We start from the raw sequence: 18,800 nt of genomic DNA, 5'->3' as shown, positions 1-18,800 counted from the left end.
GAGTGAAGAACTACCTCTGCGGGGGTGTGTAAGATGGCATGTAGCGGCGCGCAAAGTCCGGGTTCATTTCGCGCTTGCCTTTCATGCAAATGGGTTAATTTACCCAGAATCCGGGGCACTGCTCAGGCCGGCTAGTGTACTACCTTGTGCCGAGATTCCCAACCGAGGCTTTTTCCCTGGCACTGCTCAGGCCGGCTAGTGTACTACCCGTAGCTCGTAGCGCTCGGGCGCGCCGTTGAGGGCGGGTACGTGCCAGGCCCCCACGCGGCTGGGGCCGTAGCCCAGGTTAACTTTCACCCATTCGTCGCGGGTGGGGAGCAGGGCGATAATCTCCTGCTCTAAGTGGGCCAGGTTGGCGCGGAGGTTAGCGGCAGTTTGGATCAGCTCGTCTTCCTCCTGGTTGAAGCTGCCCGCGGGGGGGCGTTGCTCAAATTGAGCACCTGACTGCGCTCGTTCCCGCTCCCGCAGCGGTTCGTTGTGCAAGGCCTCGGTTGCCCGGTGCAAGGCCTTCTCTGCTTCCAGGTAGGCCTTTACTTTTTCTTCCAGCGGAAGTAATGCGGGGTCGAGGTAATCGAGGTTAGAGGCCATGCAAGTAGGAGGTGAGTACGAAAAGGACGCGGGACGCTTCGGGATAAGGAACGGCTTTGAAAACGGGTTTTCCCAGGGAAAGGATACGCGCCAGGAAGTTAGGGCTTTCGGCCCGGGGGCCGGGCCGCTCCATCCGGGGCGCGGTTGCGCTGGCATCGCTCGCCGCAGTATTTCACCTCGTTCCAGTTGGCTCGCCATTTTTTACGGTACTCAAACGGCCGGCCGCAAGTAAGGCAGATTTTGCTGGGCAACTGGCCTTTACGGAGTTTTGGGAGGGGCATAGTAGCGGGTGAGGCAAGCAGTCAGTACCCAAACCCTGGTTCCCACCGCGAAGTTTTGGGTAATTTTCGGCTCCGAAACCAGTAGACCCCAACCAGCAAACCCATTCAACTCAGCCGGCCCAGGCGGCCGCTCGCGAGCCGCAGGAACTCAAGTACGTACAACCATCCCGATAATGTTGTCCGGGCTAGCTGCTCTCGGCTCTGCTTAACGCGTAGAACGACCCGCCGAAAACCGCTAGGCCCACCGGGTACCCGTTGCCTGCGTCATCCATCACCCGCTTTCCACCTTTGACGACTACCACCGCTCCCGATATTCTAGGCCAGGCCCTCCTGGATTATCACCATGGCAACGCCACGGCCAGCCTCCTGGTGCACTGCAACGTAGCCGACGACGAGCCGCTGCCCGCCGCGTACTTCTTTCGTACGCTCTTGCTCATGCCCGCCTTGGAGCGCCTGGCCCTCGACGAAAGCCGGGGCCGCGTGCTCGACCTGGGCGCCGGGGCCGGCTGCCACAGCCTGGAGCTGCAAAGCCGTGGATTTGAGGTGAAAGCCGTCGACGTTTCGGCCGGGGCGGTGCAAGTAATGGCCGAGCGGGGCGTCCGCACCGTGGCGCGCCATGATTTGTTCGCCCCACTACCGGCCAATGAGCTGCCCTACGACACGATTTTGCTGCTCATGAACGGTATCGGTCTTACTGGCACGCTGGAGGGCCTGGCTACCTTTTTGGCGCATGCCCGCACGCTGCTGGCCCCGGGGGGCCAGATACTGGCCACGTCCTCCGACGTGCGGTATCTCTACGAAGACGAGGAGGGGGCCTTGCTGCTCAATCTCAACGGTCCATACTATGGCGAAGTGGAGTATTCCCTAAGCTACGCCGGCCGCACGGGCTCTCCCTTCCCGTGGTTGTTCGTGGAGGCAGCCTTGCTGCAGGATGCCGCCGAAGCTGCCGGCTACGCTGCCGATTTCCTCGACGAAGACGAGCAAGGCCAGTACCTGGTCCGGCTTACTCCCACGAATCATTGAGGTAGGGCTGCCCGAGCGTAATTCCCAAGTCCTACCCCGTACCACCAGTTTCTCTTTCCACTACATTCCCTTTTCTACGTAGCTATGTCTAACTCCCTCGTCTACCGTACCCGTTGGGCCGATATGGACCCTAACGGCCACATGCGTCACTCGGCTTACGCCGACTATGCCGCCGACCAACGCATCGTTCTGCTAACCCAGTGGGGCTACGATGCCGCCCGGCTGGCGAAGCTGCGGCTGGGCCCCATTTTGTTTCGCGAAGAAACCAAGTTTATAAAAGAGGTGCACATCGGCGAAGAGATTCGGGTCGATACCCAGTTGGTGTCCGTCCGCGACGATGGCTCGCGGTGGACCATCCTGCACACGATTTACAAGGCCGATGGCCGGGCAGCGGCCACGGTTACGGTCGAAGGAGCCTGGCTCGACCTCGACCGCCGCAAGCTGGCCGTGCCGCCCGCCGACCTCACCGCGGCCTTCAAAACCATGGCGGTCTACGAGGCTCAACCCTGCTGATTTAATTCTCGGTCAACGAGGGCGCCACTGGCCGCAGCGCCCTCGTGATGCGGTCCAGTTGCTGCTGATGGTGCAAGAGGTGGTCCAACAGAAATTCCATCACTTGGTAAATGGTTATTCTACCTGAACGGGGATGAGGAAAAACCGCCCGGTTCAGCAGCTGGCTCGGAAACTCATTGAGCAGCCGCTCGAGCTGGCGGCGCGAGGCTTCCCACGTATGGCGCAGCTCGGGCAGGGATGGCAGATTGCCGGCCTCGGTGAGGGTGGCCACCCCGCGCGGAGCCTTAAACCTAAGGCCGGGCAGGCGCAGCAGGAAGCGCACCGTCCGGGCCCGCAGGCGGGTGAAGAGCCCCACTTTGGGCAGGTACTCGTCGGCCAAGAGCTTCTTCTGCACGTACTGAATAATGTTGCCTTCGATAAACAGCAGGTGGTGTACTACTTGAGCGGCTGACCACTCGCCGGGTGCGGGCGCCGTGCCGCTGGCTGGCCCCAGGGCTTCGGCGGTGGTCAGCAAGCGTTCGGTGGCCCGTTCCAGTTGCTCAAACTTGAGGTGGAGGCGGTGATTCATTGCGGTGGGATGGCGAAAAAGTGGCTCGAAGGGCAGCGGGGCCCAAAAGGTACGGCAACAATCCGACTGCACCCCACGGGGGCTCGGATGAAGCCGAGCCCCCGTGGGGTGCCACGCCAACAGCCGGCTGCGCTGCCATTTTACGGACTGGCAATATTCGCCGGGGCTTGGGGCGGGCCGGGTTTGTTGTTTGGGGTGGCTAGTCCGCTGCCGCACGGCCCGGTAACTGCACCCGCTCAGTGCAGCGTTGGGATAGTGCGCCTTTCGCCAGAATATAAGAAAGCCTCGTCAGCACCAGCTCACGAGGCTTTCTTTACGTTACAGGTCAGACGCTTATGCCTTGGCGTACGTCACTTCTTTCACGGCTTTTACGACGCGGGCTACGTTGGGCAGCGAGGCTTCGATAAGGGTGGGCGCGTAGGGCAGGGGGACGTCGGCGCAGGTGATGCGGATAACGGGCGCGTCGAGGTAGTCGAAGGCCCGTCGTTGCACGATGTAGGCCAGCTCGCCCGAGATGCTGGCCAGGGGCCAGGCTTCTTCTATCACGACCAGGCGATTGGTTTTCTTCACCGAGTTAACCAGGGTGTCGTAATCAATCGGGCGCACCGAGCGCAGGTCGATTACTTCGGCTTCGATGCCTTCCTTAACCAACTCATCGGCGGCGGCGTAGGCAATCTTCATCATCTTGCCGAAGCTCACCAGGGTCACGTGCTGGCCGGGGCGCACCACATTGGCCTTGCCGATCTCGAGCAGATATTCTTCCTCGGGCACGTCGCCCTTGTCGCCGTACATCAGCTCCGACTCCATAAAAATCACCGGGTCGGGGTCGCGGATTGCTGCTTTCAGCAGGCCTTTGGCGTCGTAGGGGTTGCTGGGAACCACCACTTTGAGGCCGGGAGTGTTGGCGTACCAGTTTTCGAAGTTCTGCGAGTGCTGCGACGAGAGCATGCCGGCGTTGCCGGTGGGGCCCCGGAACACGATGGGGCAGGAGTACTGGCCGCCCGACATGGAATACAGCTTCGCGGCCGAGTTGATAACTTGGTCGATGGCCACGAGCGAGAAGTTAAAGGTCATGAATTCAATGACCGGAATCAGCCCGTTGGCGGCGGCCCCGACGCCGATGCCGGCAAAACCCAGCTCGGCAATAGGGGTGTCAATCACCCGCTCCGGGCCGAATTCGTCGAGCATGCCTTGGCTCACTTTGTAGGCCCCGTTGTATTCGGCTACTTCTTCGCCCATGAGGAACACCCGCGGGTCGCGGCGCATTTCCTCGGACATGGCCTCGCGCAAGGCCTCACGAAATTGAATCTGACGCATGATTTTCTTTAGGTAAACAGCGGTTTTGAGCCGGCTGGCAAAGCTACGATGAGCCGGGCGGATGGGCAATGATTAGCGTAGCGCTTCCTGAAATACCTTACTCTGGGAATAATCCAGAAATTCCAGGTCTTCGACGGCCCGCTGGGCGTAGCTGCGGTCGAGCGCCACGGCCTGCTTCAGCAGCTTACCCATGGCGGGCTCGTTTTTTCGGCGTGCGGCCACTACCGCCATGCCGTAGAGCGGAGCTGCCGCCTGGGGGCGTAAGTGATGGGCCAGGAGGTACTGCTGCAACGCCAGGTCATACCCCTCACGGCCCAGCAGTACTAACCCCCGGTTCAGGGCATTTTGGTAGGAGGGACCAGCATATTGCAGGCTGCGCAGGGCTTGGTCGGGCTGCCCTAGCTCAATCTCCAGGGCGGCCCGGTCCGAGAAAATCTTGCGCAGCAGCGTTCGTTGGCCGCCCAGCTTGATGGCGTAGTCGTAGTTCTGCAGGGCTTCGGGACGGTCGCCGGCCCGGTGGTAGGCAATGGCGGCGTAGTAGAAGGACTCCGCCGTGGGGTTACGATGGGCCGCCATGGTAAAGTTGACGGCCGCCCGGCGGCGGTAGGTATTACGCATTTTTTCGGTCAACTCCTTCTCGGCGCGCTGCAGCAGAATTACCCCCAGGTTGTGAAAGGCTTCCCAGCTGTTGGTGTTCGCCGCCGCCATTTCGTAGATGCGCTGCTTCTCGGCCAGCAGCGGCGTAAGCGTGGCCGAGTAGCGCAGCTCCTCGGGCGTGAGCGCTTCGGTCTCGGCCTGCTTGTCCAGGATTTTTTTCGAGAGCAGGTATACTTCGGAGTCGTAGCGCTTGGGTGCGGTATACGTTACGGCCACGGTGCCGAAACGCAGCACCGGGTAGATGTACTGTTGAATGTAGTCGAAGTACGAAAGCTGGTGCAGGGCCTTCTCCTTGTCTTCGAACGTACCCTGGGCGTCGTTGATGATGCTTACTACGGAATCCATCTGCTCCGATTTCAGGGCCGAGGTCATGACCTTGCTCAGAAAGGTGTCCCAGCGCCGGGTGTACGCCAGGGTGTCGAATTTAATGTTCTGAACCTTATTGAGATAGGAGAACATCTTCACCCGTTCCTTGTAGTAATACAGCAGCATGCGCACGCGCTTGCTGGCCAGGGCGCGGTTATGGGCATCAACTGAGTCGGGCGAGTGTCCGGCGATGATGAGCACCTGGGTGGTTTGCTGGTTGGCATCGATGAGGTCTTCCAGGGCGGCCACGTTGGTGCCGAGGTAGCCGCGCACAAACCACTGGCCTTCATCGAAAAAGAAGGGCAACACCCGGGTGCCACTCATCGAATTGCTGGCGTGCTCGGGCAACAGGCTCAGCACCGTGTCTTCGCGGGTGACGAGGCGGGTGGGGTCGCCGATGCCGCGGGCCACGCGGACGTCGTCGGCCGCCCGGAGCACGCGCCCATTGGCTTTGAGCTCCCGCACCTGGGCGTGGGCTAGTAACTCGCCGGGGTTGCGGTTGGGCGTGTTGGGCAAGGTGAACTTCTGGGTGGCCAGGAGCTGCCCTTTGTTTTCCTCATCGTACACGTAGTTGCCAACTGTGAAGGTAATGCGGCCCAGAGTGTCCTCACGCAGGCCGTGCTCGTAGCGGTAGCGCAGCAGCAGCTCGTAGGCTACACCCTTGCGCAGGTGCCGAGCCGGCACGCGGGTCATTACCTCAAAAGGCACGGTCTCACCCGAGGCGGTGAGCAGGGCGGGACGCGCTACCACCGTGCGCCCGGCTTCGGCCTCTTTCAAGACCCGCGGTAAGGAGCAAGCCGATAATAACAGGGTGGCTGCCAGGAGCCCAGGGGCCGTAGGGCGCAAAAAATTTACCATCAAGAAGCGCGGCGCAGGAAAACAAAAACCAAGTCCTCAAACGTAGAAGCCCCGGAAGTAGCCGGAACCGTGCGGGCAAAATTACGTTGTTACGCTTGGCCTAGCCCGTTCAGTGCCTTATCTTAGCCCAGACAATCTGTATTTTCCTCGCCGCTACCCATCCATGAAACGCTTCACTGACTACCTCGAAACGCAGTCTTTTGGTTTGTGTTCGGTCCTGGCTCAGAAGTGGGGCTTTAGTACGCGCAGCGTGCGCCTCTCATTCGTGTACGCGTCGTTTTTCACGTTTGGCTCGCCCATCGTGCTCTATTTCGCCGGGGCTTTTTGGCTGAACGTGCGCCGGGCCATGCGCCAGCAGCGCAGCACCGTGTGGGATTTGTAAGGCTTGTCCTACCAAGCCCAGCCATCTTTTCGGGCTGAATTATCAAGTTAGATAAGCTAAAACCCAGTTCTTAAGCAAGGTATAGGTGGCGGAGGCGCAAGTCTTGCCGTACTGCCACTTGGCTTGGCGTTTATGACGCCCCGCCCAGGCCTTCCGGCCTTGGGCGAAGCCCGCAGATAGCGGCTAGCCGGCGCTGCTGCACGTCGGTAATGCCCCGTTGGCAGCACCTGGTCTCTTGCCAGGCCCGCCTCGCAGATGCGAAACCAGCGGTAACACAGCCTCAATGCGCGCTGGCACTGCCTTCTTACCTATAGGACTAACCTTTCTCTAGGTGCCTTGGACAGAGACCGAGCTTTCCTTTTTGATTTTTGAAATCAAAGTAGTTTTAACCGGGAAGTCAGTTCTTCTCGCTGCTGCCTGCTCACGACCGCGGGCGGCCTGGTCCTGCTACTTCAAACCTAATTCGCTGAACTTTCGCTTGCTGCGCCCGAAGTAGGCCCACACCAAGCTGCCATTGTATACTCCGGGGCGCTCGGCAACCCGCAAATGTGGCTGAGCCAGGCGGCGCCGTTTGCGCCAGTAGCCTAACTGCCCATAAAAGCTGAAGTGAGCGCGCACAACGGCCCAGCAGTTGGCCAACTGGCCGCTGGCCAGGAACCGCAGGCCGGCTACGCCATCGAGCAGCAACCGTTGCAGCAGGGCGGGCAGCAGCTCGCCGGGCGCCGCGTTTTTGTAGAGCAAGGCGAGCCCGTTGCGAAAATTAAGGTAGGTTTTGCGCGGGTTGGTTTTGGGCAGGGTGCCGCCGCCCACGTGCTGCACGGCGCTGCCGCCGTGGTACCACACTTCGTGCCCGGCGTTCCAGAGGCGCCAGCAGAAGTCGATCTCTTCCATGTGGGCGAAGAAGGCCGGCTCCAGGCCGCCGAGGGCTTGCCAGGCGCTGCGGCGTACCAGCAGGCAGGCGCCGCTGGCCCAGGCCACGGGGCGGGGGTCGTCGTACTGGCCGCGGTCTTTCTCGAGGGTGTCGAAGAGGCGACCGCGGCAGAAGGGGTAAGCCAGCCGGTCGAGGTAGCCGCCACCCGCGCCCGCGTATTCAAAGTAGGTGGGGTCGGCGTGGGCCAGCAGCTTGGGCTGAACCGCCGCGATGAGCGGGTTGACTTCCAGCAACCTGCGCAGGGGGCGCAGCCAGCCCAGGTTCACTTCCACATCGGAGTTGAGCAGCACGAAAAAGTCGCTGTCGACTTGGGCCAGGGCCTGGTTGTAGCCTTCGCAGAAACCAAAGTTGCGGTCGAGTAGCAGCAGCTCCACCGCGGGAAAGTCGCGGGCCAGCAGTTCCACCGAGTCATCAGTCGAGGCATTGTCGGCTACCACCACGCGAGCGCCGTCGGCGTGGGTGAGCACGCCGGGCAGGAAGCGGCGCAGGAAGCCGGCGCCATTCCAGTTCAGGATAACAATGGCGACGTCGGCGCAGGCGCCCGGGCGTGGGCTTAATGAGGCGGTAGAAGTGAGCCCGGCGGAATGGTCATCATCTGGTTGGTCCTTCCCGTGCCCGGCCGCTGCTTCCTCATACTTCAATTTCATTCTTCTTCGCGCTTCGTTAAACTAGGCTCCAAAGCCGGTCAGGTCGAGGCCGGGCACGTTGGGCATCAGGCCGCTGGTTTTGCGTTGCAGCTCCTGACGGGCCAGCTCGGCGGCTTCGTCGAGGGCCTTGTTTACGGCGGCGACCACGAGGTCGGCCAGCATGTCGCGGTCCTGCGGCGTGAGCAGGCTCTCGTCGATGCTGAGCTTGAGGATTTTACGGTGGCCGTTGGCCGTGGCGCGCACGAGGCCACCGCCGGCTTCCCCGGTCGCGGTGAGGTGTTCGAGTTCTTGCTGGGCCTGCTGCATCTTGTCCTGCAGCTCTTTTACTTTGCCCATCATGCCGGTGAGGTCGAATGCCATAAGTTTAGTTATCGGGTTTCGGTTAATAGTGAGCAAGGAACAACTAAACGGCCGGAAAGTGCGCCCAGCTTCAGCGGGAAGCTGCCGAAAACCCGGACCGCTAGGGGTAGCGTACGAGTTCAGGCTCAAAATAGCCGGCCCGTAGTCGTCGCTGCTCTACTTTAAAATCGTGACCGAGCCGGTAGCCGTAAAGGGAGGTCCCTCTTCGCTCTCTTGCTGAAACCGCCAGGCGTACGCCCCCAGCACCGGCGGCTGCCCTCTGATGGTGCCGTCCCATACTTGGTCGCGCTGGGTGCTGCGAAATACTTCCTGGCCATTGCGATCGACAACCACAAAGAGGTAGTTGCGCAGGTAGCGGCCTTTCACTTCGAGCAAGTCGTTGAGCCCGTCGCCATTGGGCGTGAAGGCCGTGGGGATGGCGAGCGTAATGCGCCGCGTAACGGTGGCCAGGTTGGAGTAGCTAACCCTACCGGCCGGCAGCCCGGCCCCCTGAATAAGTAGGCGGTAGCGCAGTCGCTGCTGGTCGGCAGGCGGGGTGAAGTCGGTGTAGGTAGTGCCGCTGCCTATCGGTACGGTGCTGAGCACGCTGCCATCGCGGGCCAGGCGCTGCAAGGTATAGGTGGTGGCGTTGGGTGCGGGGCCAGTAAAGGGCGTCCAGCTGAGGGCGACGGTGGTGCCCTCGGCGTCGGCGGCGCGGGCCGTGAGCAGGGCCGGGCAAGCCGCTGAGCTTTCGGGCGCGGCGTTGCCGCACAAGTCGGTCAGCACCATGGTGTAGCAAGGAGGCTGAGCCAGGAGCCCGGCCAGGTCTGCCGAATCGCGCCGAACCCTCGTGCTGGCCACGGTGCCAAAGTCGACCGGCGGCTGCCCGCCCGCCGCCCGGCGGTAGCGTAGAGTACCGCCTTTGGGCAAGGGGACCCCGGAGGAAGTTAGGGCCGTGAGCTCCAAGACGTTCCGCAGGTTAAAGCTCGCCACCAGCAGCGGCCGGGGCGGGGGGATGGTCGACCGCGTGGTAATGGAAACCGGATTGGAAATGGCGGTGCCCCCGCCCGTCTGGGTAGCCGTCACCCGGTAGGTGTAGGTAGTGCCGCATTCCACGTTAGGGTCTTCCAGCCCGCCGGAAATGGGGATGAGGCTGGCATTGGGGAGCGTGACGTTGTCGCGGGTGACGCTGTAAGTCGCTCCGACACCCGCGTCGTCGAGCTGCAGCTGGTTGCGCCCGCCCGCCGAGCTCCCTGTGAGGCTGAGCGTGCAGATAGAAGATGAAAACTCCTTGCTGTTCTCACAAAAGTCGCTGCGGAGCAGTCGGTAACAGCCTTTCTGGGTTGATGGGAGGCTGAATGAGGAAGTGCCGGCGGGCACGTTAGCTACGTCCCGGTAGCCCCCCGGGGCGTTAGCTTCCGCGGCCTGCAGGGTGTAGCGGTAGCCAGGTGGTAGTTGGCCCACCTCCAGCGTGGCCGGACTGCCCGGCAGTGGCGCCGCCAAGGCAAGGCTGGTGAACAAGGGCGTTTGAGGCGGGGCCAGCGTGGGAATGGTCAGGCGATTGCTACCCTTGCAAGCCCCATTGGTCGAGTAGCTACCCAGCACCGTGACGGGGCTTCCGGCGGGCCCGGACAGCGTGGTGGGTAGGTTCCGGTCAATGCGTTGGAAGGCTCCGGTGCCTACTTGCACCTCATAGCTGTCATAGGTCGCGTCCGTCACCGTCACCTGAACCAAATTACCGACGCAAGGTACCAGGGTGAAAGCTGGTGCCGGAGTGTCGTAGACTCGAAATTTGCGGATGTAGTACGTGCGCCTACCCGCCTCGTTGACCAATTCCCACACGGTCACCGTATCCACGCCGGGCGCGGGAGTGTACGACCAACTAAGCAGCCTAGACAAGCTGTCCCGTACGCACTTATCAGACCCGGTGCTATTCTTGAGCAGTAAGCCGTAATATACCAGTGTTAACCGAATACCGCGGTCGGGGCAGGGCCTGAACCTCACAGTCTGGCCTACGCATAGAGAATTAACCTCCCGGCCCATAGGGTCGATGGCCTGAAACGTGCAGCTGGGCATCGGCAGCGTGGGGGGGCACTCTTGTGCCCGGACCCTCCCCGCGCCAAGCGTAAGTAGTAACAATAAACAGCAATTCACCAACTTCATAAGCAGCACTCGTAGTGCCGGGCAGCAAGGCTCCACCGGCCGCAAAATTCAGGCAGGACTTTTAAACCAAACCAGGCTGGATTGTTTTTTATTGCGCGGCCCTCAGTCTTAGGGCCAGTCAAATTTACGGACAAAGGCCGCCGCCCGGTGCAGGTCGGGGTACAGCAGCCGGTCCGGACCCACGAACGGCACTTCTGCTCGGAAGGCTTCCACCACCTGCTCCAGGGCGGCCGAAGTCCGGCCGGGGCGGCGGAAGGCCAGGGCTTGCACGGCCGTCAGCAGCTCGATGCCCAATACCTGCTCCACGTTCTCGACCACGCGCCGGGCCTTGGTGGCGGCATTGGCCCCCATGCTCACGTGGTCTTCCTGGCCGTTGCTGCTCACGATGCTGTCCGCCGAAGCGGGGGTGCACAGCTGCTTGTTCTGGCTCACGATGCTGGCGGCCGTGTACTGCGGAATCATCAGGCCCGAGTTCAGGCCAGGCTCCACCACCAGGTAGGTGGGCAGGCCCCGCTGGCCGGAAATGAGCTGGAAGGTCCGGCGCTCCGAAATGCTCCCCAGCTCCGCCACGGCCAGGGCGAGGTGGTCGAGGGCCAGGGCCAGGGGTTGGCCGTGGAAGTTGCCGCCGCTGAGAATCTGATCGTCGTCGGGAAAGATGTTGGGGTTGTCGGTTACGGAGTTGCACTCGGTTTCGACCACCTGGGCCACGTAGGCTAGGGCGTCGCGGCTGGCGCCGTGCACCTGGGGCTGGCAGCGGAAGGAGTAGGGGTCCTGCACGGCCAGGCGGGGGTAAGTCTGCAGCTCCGAGCCGGCCAGCAGCTCGCGCAGGCGGCGGGCTACCAGCACCTGCCCGGCGTGGGGCCGGATGCGGTGTAGCCCCTCGCTAAACGGGTCGGTCCCGCCCCCGAAGGCTTCGGTGGAGAGGGCGCCAATCACGTCGGCCGCCGCGGCCAGGCGCTGGGCGCGCAGCACCCCATCCACGGCGTAGGCCAGCATAAACTGGGTGCCGTTGAGCAAGGCCAGCCCTTCTTTGGCTTGCAGTGCCAGGGGAGACCAGCTGAACAGGCTCATGGCATCGGCGGCGCTCAGGCGGTAGCCCTGGTAGCGTACTTCCCCCAGGCCCAGCAGCGGCAGGCACAGGTGAGCCAAGGGGGCCAGGTCACCGCTCGCCCCCAGGGAGCCCTGCTCGTATACCACGGGCAGCATCTCGCGGTTGTACATGTCGAGCAGGCGTTGGGCCGTGGCCACCTGCACGCCACTGTGGCCGTAACTCAGGCTTTGGGCCTTGAGCAGCAGCATGAGGCGCACGAGGTTGCCCGGCACCTCGGCCCCGGTGCCGCAGGCGTGCGACATCATTAGGTTGACTTGCAGCTGGGTCCGGGCCTCGGGGGCTATGCTCACGTTATAGAGCGAGCCAAAACCGGTGTTGATGCCATAAATCGGCGAGTTGTCGTGGGCTAGGCGCTGGTGCAGGTAGTCGTAGCAGGCGCCCAGGCGGGCCTTGGCGTCGTCGCCGAGCACCACGGGCCGGCCCTCGGCCAGCACGGTGGCCAGGTCCGCCAGGGTGAGGGGCTGGTCGGGCGAAATGATGTGGGTGGGCATCCGGGGTAAGGAGAAACGAGTACAGAATATGCTCCTCGGTGGGGGAGGAGGTGTTCGAGCCAGGGGCCCGGGCGGGGGCGGCTGCGCGGGTTTACCACCGCCATTGCCGCCGCGTAAAACGCCCCGCCCTAGCGCTAAGGAGAAAGCCTCTTCGTAGGCTATTCCACGGTTAGCGCCTTTACTACTTCACCTATTGGTAGCACCCGCTCCGTGCCCGAGGCCATAATTTTGATTTTCACGACGCGGGCCGCTACTTCCTCGGGGCCCATGATGACCACCAGCGGAATGCCCTTGGCGTCGGCGTACTTAAACTGCTTTTGCAGCTTGCTCGCGTCGGGGTATAACTCGCTCGGAATGCCGGCTGCCCGCAGCTCCGCCAGCAGCGGCAGGGCGGCCCGGCCGCTGGCCTGGTCGAAGTGCGTAATGAGGCAGCGGGTGGGGGTTTCGGCCGTAACCGTAAACAAGTCCAGGGCCTCCAGGCAGTCGTACAGCCGGTCGACGCCAAACGAGAAGCCCACGCCCGACACGCCCGGCAGCCCAAACGAGCCCGTGAGGTTGTCGTAGCGCCCGCCGCCGCTCACGCTGCCCATCTGCACGTTGTTGATTTTGACCTCGAAAATGCAGCCGGTGTAGTAGGAGAGGCCCCGGGCCAGCGTTGGGTCGAACTCCAGCCGGTCGAAGTGCTGGAAACCCGAGGCGGCGAGCAGCTCACGCACTTGATTCAATTCAAATAAGCTTCGATAATCTTCGGAGCCATCACCCATGCCATCAGGAACTACACCTTCCTTTCTAAAAAACGCTCCCAGTTGTTTCAGCTTTTCTTCAAATGAACCACTTACTTCTAACGCTTCAAATAATCTGTCGGTGGCATTACCAAAAAAGCCACGCTCGAGCAACTCCTTAGTTACACCGTCTTTCCCGATTTTATCGAGTTTGTCGAGGGCCACGAATAAATCATTTTCGCGTCCTTTTTCGCCTAGGTAACTGTCCGCTGCATATAGCGATTCATAAATGTTGCGCAGCACCCCGCGGTGGTTGATTTTGATGGTGAACTTGTCCAGCCTCAGCCCATTCAGGACCTGCGCTATCATCAACACGATTTCGGCCTCACAAAGCAGTGAGTCAGTGCCCACCACGTCGGCGTCGCACTGGTAGAACTCGCGGTAGCGGCCCCGCTGGGGCCGGTCGGCGCGCCACACCGGCTGCATCTGGTAGCGCTTGAAGGGGAAGGTGAGCGTACCCCGGTTCATAGCCACGTAGCGGGCGAAGGGTACGGTGAGGTCGTAGCGCAGCCCTTTCTCGGCCACTTTGGGCAGCAGGGCCTTGCTGCCAACCGTCAAATCCGCCGCCGTCACGTCCTTGGCGAAGTCCCCGGAGTTCAACACCTTAAATAGGAGTTGGTCGCCCTCGTCGCCGTACTTGCCGGTGAGCACCGACAGATTCTCCAGTGTCGGCGTTTCGAGCGGCGCGAACCCAAACGACTCGAACGTGCGGCGAATAACGTTGAAAATGTGCTGGCGGCGCGCCACCTGGGCGGGACCAAAGTCGCGGGTACCTTTCGGAATACTGGGTTTTTGCATAACGGGCGCAAAGGTAGGAGCCGGCCGAACGACAAACCCTCCCGCTTATAAAAGGAGGGCAGTGGAGTCAGGTGTTGGGTGATTTAAGTTTTGGGCCAGTCTTCTTGCACTCGCCCTCGCGCACGCCGCACCGCTCGTACTCCTCTACTTGATAGGGTGTTTATGGCCCATAGTGAGCAGGGCGCCAAATTTCTCACCAGGAAGTGAAAAGTTACTCCAAATGCGCTGGGGCAGATTTTGGTCACGGCTGACCTGCTTGAGTGCGGGCACCTGAATCAGTAGTCGTTGCAACGAGTCAAGTGTTGCAGGGCGTCAGCCCCGCTTGGGTTTCCCGGCCGAGGATTTCGATAGAGGCTTGAGAATCCTCGTTGTTAAGAACTGCAAGAATATTATACTGATGCTCGACCTTAGAAATAGTCAACTATATGATTCCGGACGGCTTGTAGTAAGATTCAATTATGATATGTGGGCATATTGCTAAAAACATTGAAATCGTTGCATTATACCGCTTTTAATATTTAACTAATTTTTACCTAAAACCAATTAAAATGAGAAACAAACGCTTACTTTAACTGCTTTTAGTGGCCTGCGATGCCTGCGAACAATCCCAGGGCCCAATTACGGGTACGGGTGCTTGCCCCGCTCAGCAAAGGCGTCTTCGTCAGTTCATTGATTTAACCATATTCACTGCCTAATTTATTAAGTTAAATATCATCAGCTTAACCATCACCACCTTAAATCCGCTCACTATTTAACCACATTCACTATGCATCTATTCTTAAACCTATTCATCGGCAAGCAGCCCGTTAAATGGGCTTCTTCCCGGATAAGTTTGCGGCTGGCCCGCCCCGCTTTGGCCCTGCTCACCCGCTTATGGGGTTCCCTGCCGCAGCCCCTGATTCCGTTGCGGGCCGGTCTGGCGCTGGTGGCGAGTGCAGTCTTGCTCTCCTTCACGAGCGCGGCGCAGACGTTCAAAGCTGTGCCGCTGGACTGCGGGGGGTGGTTTAGTGGCTTTGCCCAGGCCGACAACGGGCGCCTCTACGGCTACGGCGACGTGTTTGGGGCTTGGCGCAGCGACGACGGGGGCTCGAGCTGGAACTACCTGAACTGGAGCATCCCTGGCGGTGACTTCTACGGCACGGGCATGGCCGTGCAGAAGAACAACGCCGACGTGGTGTATTACTGCACCAGCTACGCGCTCCGGAAGTCTACCAACGGCGGCGCCACCTGGAGCCTGCTGCTCGACGTCGGCGAATACGACACTCCGCGCTTCCGCGGCTCCTCGCCGATCCTGATCCGGTCGAACAACCCCAACGAGATCTGGTTCGCCGGCCCGCGCAAGAACATGACGGGCTGGCTGTGGAAGTCGTCCAACGGCGGAGTTGATTGGGTCAAGGCTGGCGGCAGCAACTTTGATAGCAACCGAGCCCGTACTCTGCACAACGTGGCGGCTTTTGCCAACCAGATCTGGGTGGGTTCCGACGATGGGCTCTACGTTTCCACCGACGGGGGCAATAATTTTAGTCTGGTCGGCGGTTCGGGGAGCCTGCGCGAGGTGGGCATGATCGCGCGCTTCACCACCGGCTCCTTTGCCGGCGTGGGCCTGGTCACCCGCAGCGACGGGGGCTACGCCGGGGGCATTTCGCGCATCACGGCCACTAACTACAATGATGCCACCACTTACTCGGTGAGCGCGGCGGCGACCGGCCCCTTCTTCCTCGGTTACCCCTCCGGCCTGCAGATCTTCTCCGACGGCTCGGCCAGCGCGTGGAATACAGGCGCCGATATCCACGCCTTCAGCGCGGCCGGCAACGGGGGGCAGCTCTTCACCAAGCGCGCCACCACGCTCAACACTAGCGTGGTTCCAATCTGGACGACGGCCGCCGCGCTGGCGGCCCGCAACACGCCCGACTACGGCACGGACCAAGTGATCGAAGCGGTGGGCAACCCCAACAAGTGGATGATCACTGGGGGCGGGGCCCCGATGTATAGCCTGGACAAGGGCCTGTCCTGGCAATACTTTCCTAACGGCAGCGGGCTGGCCGCGGTGAAAACGTACCTGGCCGGCGTCAGCCGCTACGATGTCAACCGCATCTATGTGCCGGGCAGCGATATCGGCTCGGCCATCATCACCGACGGGGGCAACAGCGGCCAAGCCACGTTCTCTTCGTATAGGAGCTACAATGGCCTGCACAGCACCTTCCGCGTGCTGGAAGGGCCCAACACCCAGAACCTAGTGCTGGCCGGCGTCGATCAGGGCGCTAGTGCCACGCTGATTCTGAAGTCGAGCAACGGCGGCGCGAGCTGGAACGTGGTGAGCCAGACCGGCAACGGGCTGCCGCGCTCGCTCGACGGCATCACCAAGTCGGTCATGTCCTTCACCGACGCCAACGACTTCCTGGTCGTGCTCGCCTCCGGCACGGCTCATAGCGACCCGATTCCCCCGGGCTCGATCAATCCCGGGGTCTGGCGCACCACCAACGGCGGGGCGTCGTTCACGCAAGTGCAGGATCTGCCCACCACCGGGCTGAAGACCGGGTTTCGCTACGGCCCCTCGGACTGCTTCATCGAGCGCGACGCCGTGCAGCCCGACGTGCGGTACTTCATTGCCCGGGACGCCCCTTTCTATCGCTCCACCAACGGGGGCACCAACTGGACCCCGCGCACCCATCCCTACAATGGGGCCGCTTGGGCCTGGGACCTGCATGCCGACCCGGTCCGCGGGGGCAATCTGTGGGCGGCCGGCGACTATGCCGGGGTGAAAGTCTCGCGGGACGGGGGCCAGAGTTGGAACGCTACGGCCCAATACATAAACGCCCGCTTGGTATCTTCCTGCGACGGCAAGATCGCCGTGTTCGGTTCCAAGACCGGCGACGCCAACCCCCGCCTCTATTACTCCGACGACGATGGGGTGAGCTTTCGCGCCCTGACCAGCCCGAATTATAACTTCCACGGGGTGCAAGGCATTACGGTGGACCGTACCGGCAAGGTGTGGGTGAGCTGGAACTCCGTCACCGTTGTGAACCCTGCCACGACCGTGACCGGCACGCCGGCACCGAGCGCACAACCCTCGTCGGCTGTTCAGGTTTACCCGAACCCGGCCGCGGGCAGTTTCAGCGTGAGCACCGGAAAGGAGGGGGCCACGATCACGGTGAGGACGTTGGCCGGCAAGGTGATCAGCACCCGGCCGGCGACGGGCACGCTGACGAGGATCGATGCAGGCAACTGGCCGTCGGGTATGTACCTGGTACAAGTACAGGCGGGCACCGAAACAACCGTTAAGAAACTGGTAATCGCCAAATAAGGGGATCGCTATTTATTCAAAAAGGGTCACCCACTAAGTAGGGTGACCCTTTTTTTGTACAACCCTGCTATACTATGGAATGAATGAGGTGCTGATACAGCGTAAAAAAAATCTTAGAGCGAGCGTATAGGGAAAGTCTCCGAACGGTCCTGCTGAGCTTATCGAAGTAGATGTATTGCAATATTGAATCTGAGTAGTTGCGCGGTAAAGCTGCTTCGACAAGCTCAGCAGGATGTTCAAGACGCATCCCGACCACTCTTTTAGAGCTTGCTTGTTTGGGTTTAACTGGCGTTAGTGTAATGGTATAATTTATTGCTACTAAGTGAGAGTAATTCAATTATGATCAATGAGTGTTAATGCTAATTTACAAGATGTATCCATACTGGCGAAAATCAGGAAGCTTGCATTAAACTGCCTTCAGCAATTAACCATCTTTACTCCTGTGCCGTTGTGCCCATTACCTAATTTGCAATTAAAATCAATTAGTATGAGAAACAAACGCTTGCTTTCACCGCTTTCAGTAGCATACGCTCTACTCGGATAATTCTAAGGCTTAATCAGGGGCTCTTATCCCGCTCAACAAAGGCACCTGCCTATATCTTATCAAGATACTCATCGCTTTAATTACATTTATTATGCATCCATTTTTCCATCTATTCACGGACAAGCAATCCGGCAGCTTACCTTCTTCCCTAGTGGGTTTGCTGCTGGTAAGCAACGCTTTGGCTACCCTCACCCGCCTCTGGGATGCACTGAGGCCGAAAATAAGGCCGCTGAGGACCAGTTTGGCGCTGGTGGCGAGTGCTATCTTTTTCTCCTTTCCCAGCCGGGGGCAGACGTTCAAAGCTGTACCGCTGGACTGTGGGGGTAGTGGCTTTGCCCAGGCCGAAAATGGGCGCCTCTATGGTTACGGCGACGTGTTCGGGGCCTGGTGCAGCGACAACGGGGGCACTACCTGGAACTACCTGAACTGGAGCATTCCCGACGGCGGCATATACGGTACGGGCATGGCCGTGCAGAAGAACAATGCTGACATTGTGTACTGCACCAGCGACGCGCTCCAGAAGTCTACCAACGGCGGCGCCACCTGGAGCCTGCTCGAGGTGGGCGACTATTACACCCCGCGCTTCCGCGGTGCCTCACCAATCCTGATCCGGTCGAATAACCCCAACGAGATCTGGTTCGCCGGCCCACGCAAGAACCTGACGGGCTGGCTCTGGAAGTCATCTAACGGGGGCCCCGATTGGGTCAAGGCTGGCGGCAGCAACTTTGATAGCAACCGGGCCCGTACTCTGCACAACGTGGCGGCTTTTGCCTTTGCCAACCAGATCTGGGTCGGCTCCGACAACGGGCTTTAGAATAAGGGGAGCGCTCAGTAGATAAAAAGGGTGTCTAAATGAGAGGGTGGCTTTTTTGCATAGCCCTACTAAGCCATGAAGTAGTGGGCTTATTCAAGCTAGAAAGGATCTCTGAGCTTGCTCGGTTTGACCTAAATGATGGTAATATACAATTATAATTTGCCCATATATAGATGGGATTTGAAATTTAACTATTAGGCCATGTATCATACTATTAAGATAAAATATTCGGACATAATCGTGAAAACATCACAATAGTTGCACTATATTGCCTTCAGCAATCAACTTATTATTAACTATAACCAATTAAAATAAATGACAAA

Annotated in this window: 15 protein-coding genes; 5 read left to right on the top strand and 10 right to left on the bottom strand. The window is 60.4% G+C overall.

Annotated features, from left to right (window positions below; genetic code table 11):
• Positions 1-195: 195 nt before the first annotated feature.
• Both IC235_RS09000 and IC235_RS08995 read right to left on the bottom strand, forming a co-directional pair.
• On the bottom strand, positions 196-588 hold the full coding sequence (locus tag IC235_RS09000) for a hypothetical protein (RefSeq protein ID WP_191004842.1): 393 nt from the start codon (positions 586-588) through the stop codon (positions 196-198).
• Between the two features lie 98 nt (positions 589-686).
• Positions 687-869 carry a DUF2256 domain-containing protein gene (locus tag IC235_RS08995; protein ID WP_191004841.1) on the bottom strand — a complete coding sequence of 61 codons (183 nt, stop codon included), beginning with the start codon at positions 867-869 and terminating at the stop codon, positions 687-689.
• Positions 870-1,157: 288 nt separating this feature from the next.
• Here IC235_RS08995 and IC235_RS08990 point away from each other — a divergent pair, with 288 nt between their 5' ends.
• Positions 1,158-1,892 carry a class I SAM-dependent methyltransferase gene (locus IC235_RS08990; RefSeq protein WP_191004840.1) on the top strand — a complete coding sequence of 245 codons (735 nt, stop codon included), beginning with the start codon at positions 1,158-1,160 and terminating at the stop codon, positions 1,890-1,892.
• 84 nt (positions 1,893-1,976) lie between these two features.
• Positions 1,977-2,405, top strand: a complete 429-nt coding sequence (locus IC235_RS08985; protein WP_191004839.1) for an acyl-CoA thioesterase — start codon at positions 1,977-1,979, stop codon at positions 2,403-2,405.
• Position 2,406: 1 nt separating this feature from the next.
• Here IC235_RS08985 and IC235_RS08980 read toward each other — a convergent pair whose 3' ends face one another.
• The 3 genes from IC235_RS08980 to IC235_RS08970 form a co-directional block, all read right to left on the bottom strand.
• Positions 2,407-2,973: a DinB family protein gene (locus IC235_RS08980; protein ID WP_191004838.1), complete on the bottom strand. Its 567-nt coding sequence runs from the start codon at positions 2,971-2,973 to the stop codon at positions 2,407-2,409.
• Between the two features lie 333 nt (positions 2,974-3,306).
• Positions 3,307-4,290, bottom strand: coding sequence for a pyruvate dehydrogenase complex E1 component subunit beta (locus IC235_RS08975; protein WP_191004837.1), 984 nt, complete (start codon positions 4,288-4,290; stop codon positions 3,307-3,309).
• A 72-nt stretch (positions 4,291-4,362) separates the two neighbouring features.
• Positions 4,363-6,090 (bottom strand): tetratricopeptide repeat protein, encoded by a 1,728-nt coding sequence (locus tag IC235_RS08970; protein WP_191004836.1) that lies wholly within the window; start codon positions 6,088-6,090, stop codon positions 4,363-4,365.
• A 244-nt stretch (positions 6,091-6,334) separates the two neighbouring features.
• Here IC235_RS08970 and IC235_RS08965 point away from each other — a divergent pair, with 244 nt between their 5' ends.
• Positions 6,335-6,553, top strand: coding sequence for a PspC family transcriptional regulator (locus tag IC235_RS08965; protein WP_191004835.1), 219 nt, complete (start codon positions 6,335-6,337; stop codon positions 6,551-6,553).
• 447 nt (positions 6,554-7,000) lie between these two features.
• Here IC235_RS08965 and IC235_RS08960 read toward each other — a convergent pair whose 3' ends face one another.
• The 5 genes from IC235_RS08960 to hisS all read right to left on the bottom strand — a co-directional run bounded on the left by IC235_RS08960 (position 7,001) and on the right by hisS (position 13,815).
• On the bottom strand, positions 7,001-8,131 hold the full coding sequence (locus IC235_RS08960; RefSeq protein ID WP_191004834.1) for a glycosyltransferase family 2 protein: 1,131 nt from the start codon (positions 8,129-8,131) through the stop codon (positions 7,001-7,003).
• 21 nt (positions 8,132-8,152) lie between these two features.
• The gene (locus IC235_RS08955; protein ID WP_191004833.1) at positions 8,153-8,491 is read right to left on the bottom strand and encodes a YbaB/EbfC family nucleoid-associated protein; all 339 of its coding nucleotides are present in this window, start codon (positions 8,489-8,491) and stop codon (positions 8,153-8,155) included.
• 156 nt (positions 8,492-8,647) lie between these two features.
• Positions 8,648-10,369, bottom strand: a complete 1,722-nt coding sequence (locus tag IC235_RS08950; protein WP_191004832.1) for a T9SS type B sorting domain-containing protein — start codon at positions 10,367-10,369, stop codon at positions 8,648-8,650.
• A 372-nt stretch (positions 10,370-10,741) separates the two neighbouring features.
• Positions 10,742-12,235: a histidine ammonia-lyase gene (gene hutH, locus IC235_RS08945; RefSeq protein ID WP_191004831.1), complete on the bottom strand. Its 1,494-nt coding sequence runs from the start codon at positions 12,233-12,235 to the stop codon at positions 10,742-10,744.
• Between the two features lie 158 nt (positions 12,236-12,393).
• Positions 12,394-13,815, bottom strand: coding sequence for a histidine--tRNA ligase (gene hisS / locus IC235_RS08940; protein WP_191004830.1), 1,422 nt, complete (start codon positions 13,813-13,815; stop codon positions 12,394-12,396).
• Between the two features lie 766 nt (positions 13,816-14,581).
• On the opposite strand from hisS, the gene IC235_RS08935 reads away from it, so the two are divergent.
• Both IC235_RS08935 and IC235_RS08930 read left to right on the top strand, forming a co-directional pair.
• A complete protein-coding gene (locus tag IC235_RS08935; RefSeq protein ID WP_191004829.1) occupies positions 14,582-17,119 on the top strand; it encodes a T9SS type A sorting domain-containing protein in 2,538 nt (845 codons plus the stop codon).
• Between the two features lie 635 nt (positions 17,120-17,754).
• Positions 17,755-18,477: a WD40/YVTN/BNR-like repeat-containing protein gene (locus tag IC235_RS08930; protein WP_191004828.1), complete on the top strand. Its 723-nt coding sequence runs from the start codon at positions 17,755-17,757 to the stop codon at positions 18,475-18,477.
• Positions 18,478-18,800: the final 323 nt, after the last annotated feature.

The organism is Hymenobacter montanus (genome assembly GCF_014699115.1).
Classification (GTDB): Bacteria; Bacteroidota; Bacteroidia; order Cytophagales; family Hymenobacteraceae; genus Hymenobacter; species Hymenobacter montanus.
Note: the sequence above shows the minus strand (reverse complement) of the source record. Positions and strands in the feature narration are given on the sequence as shown.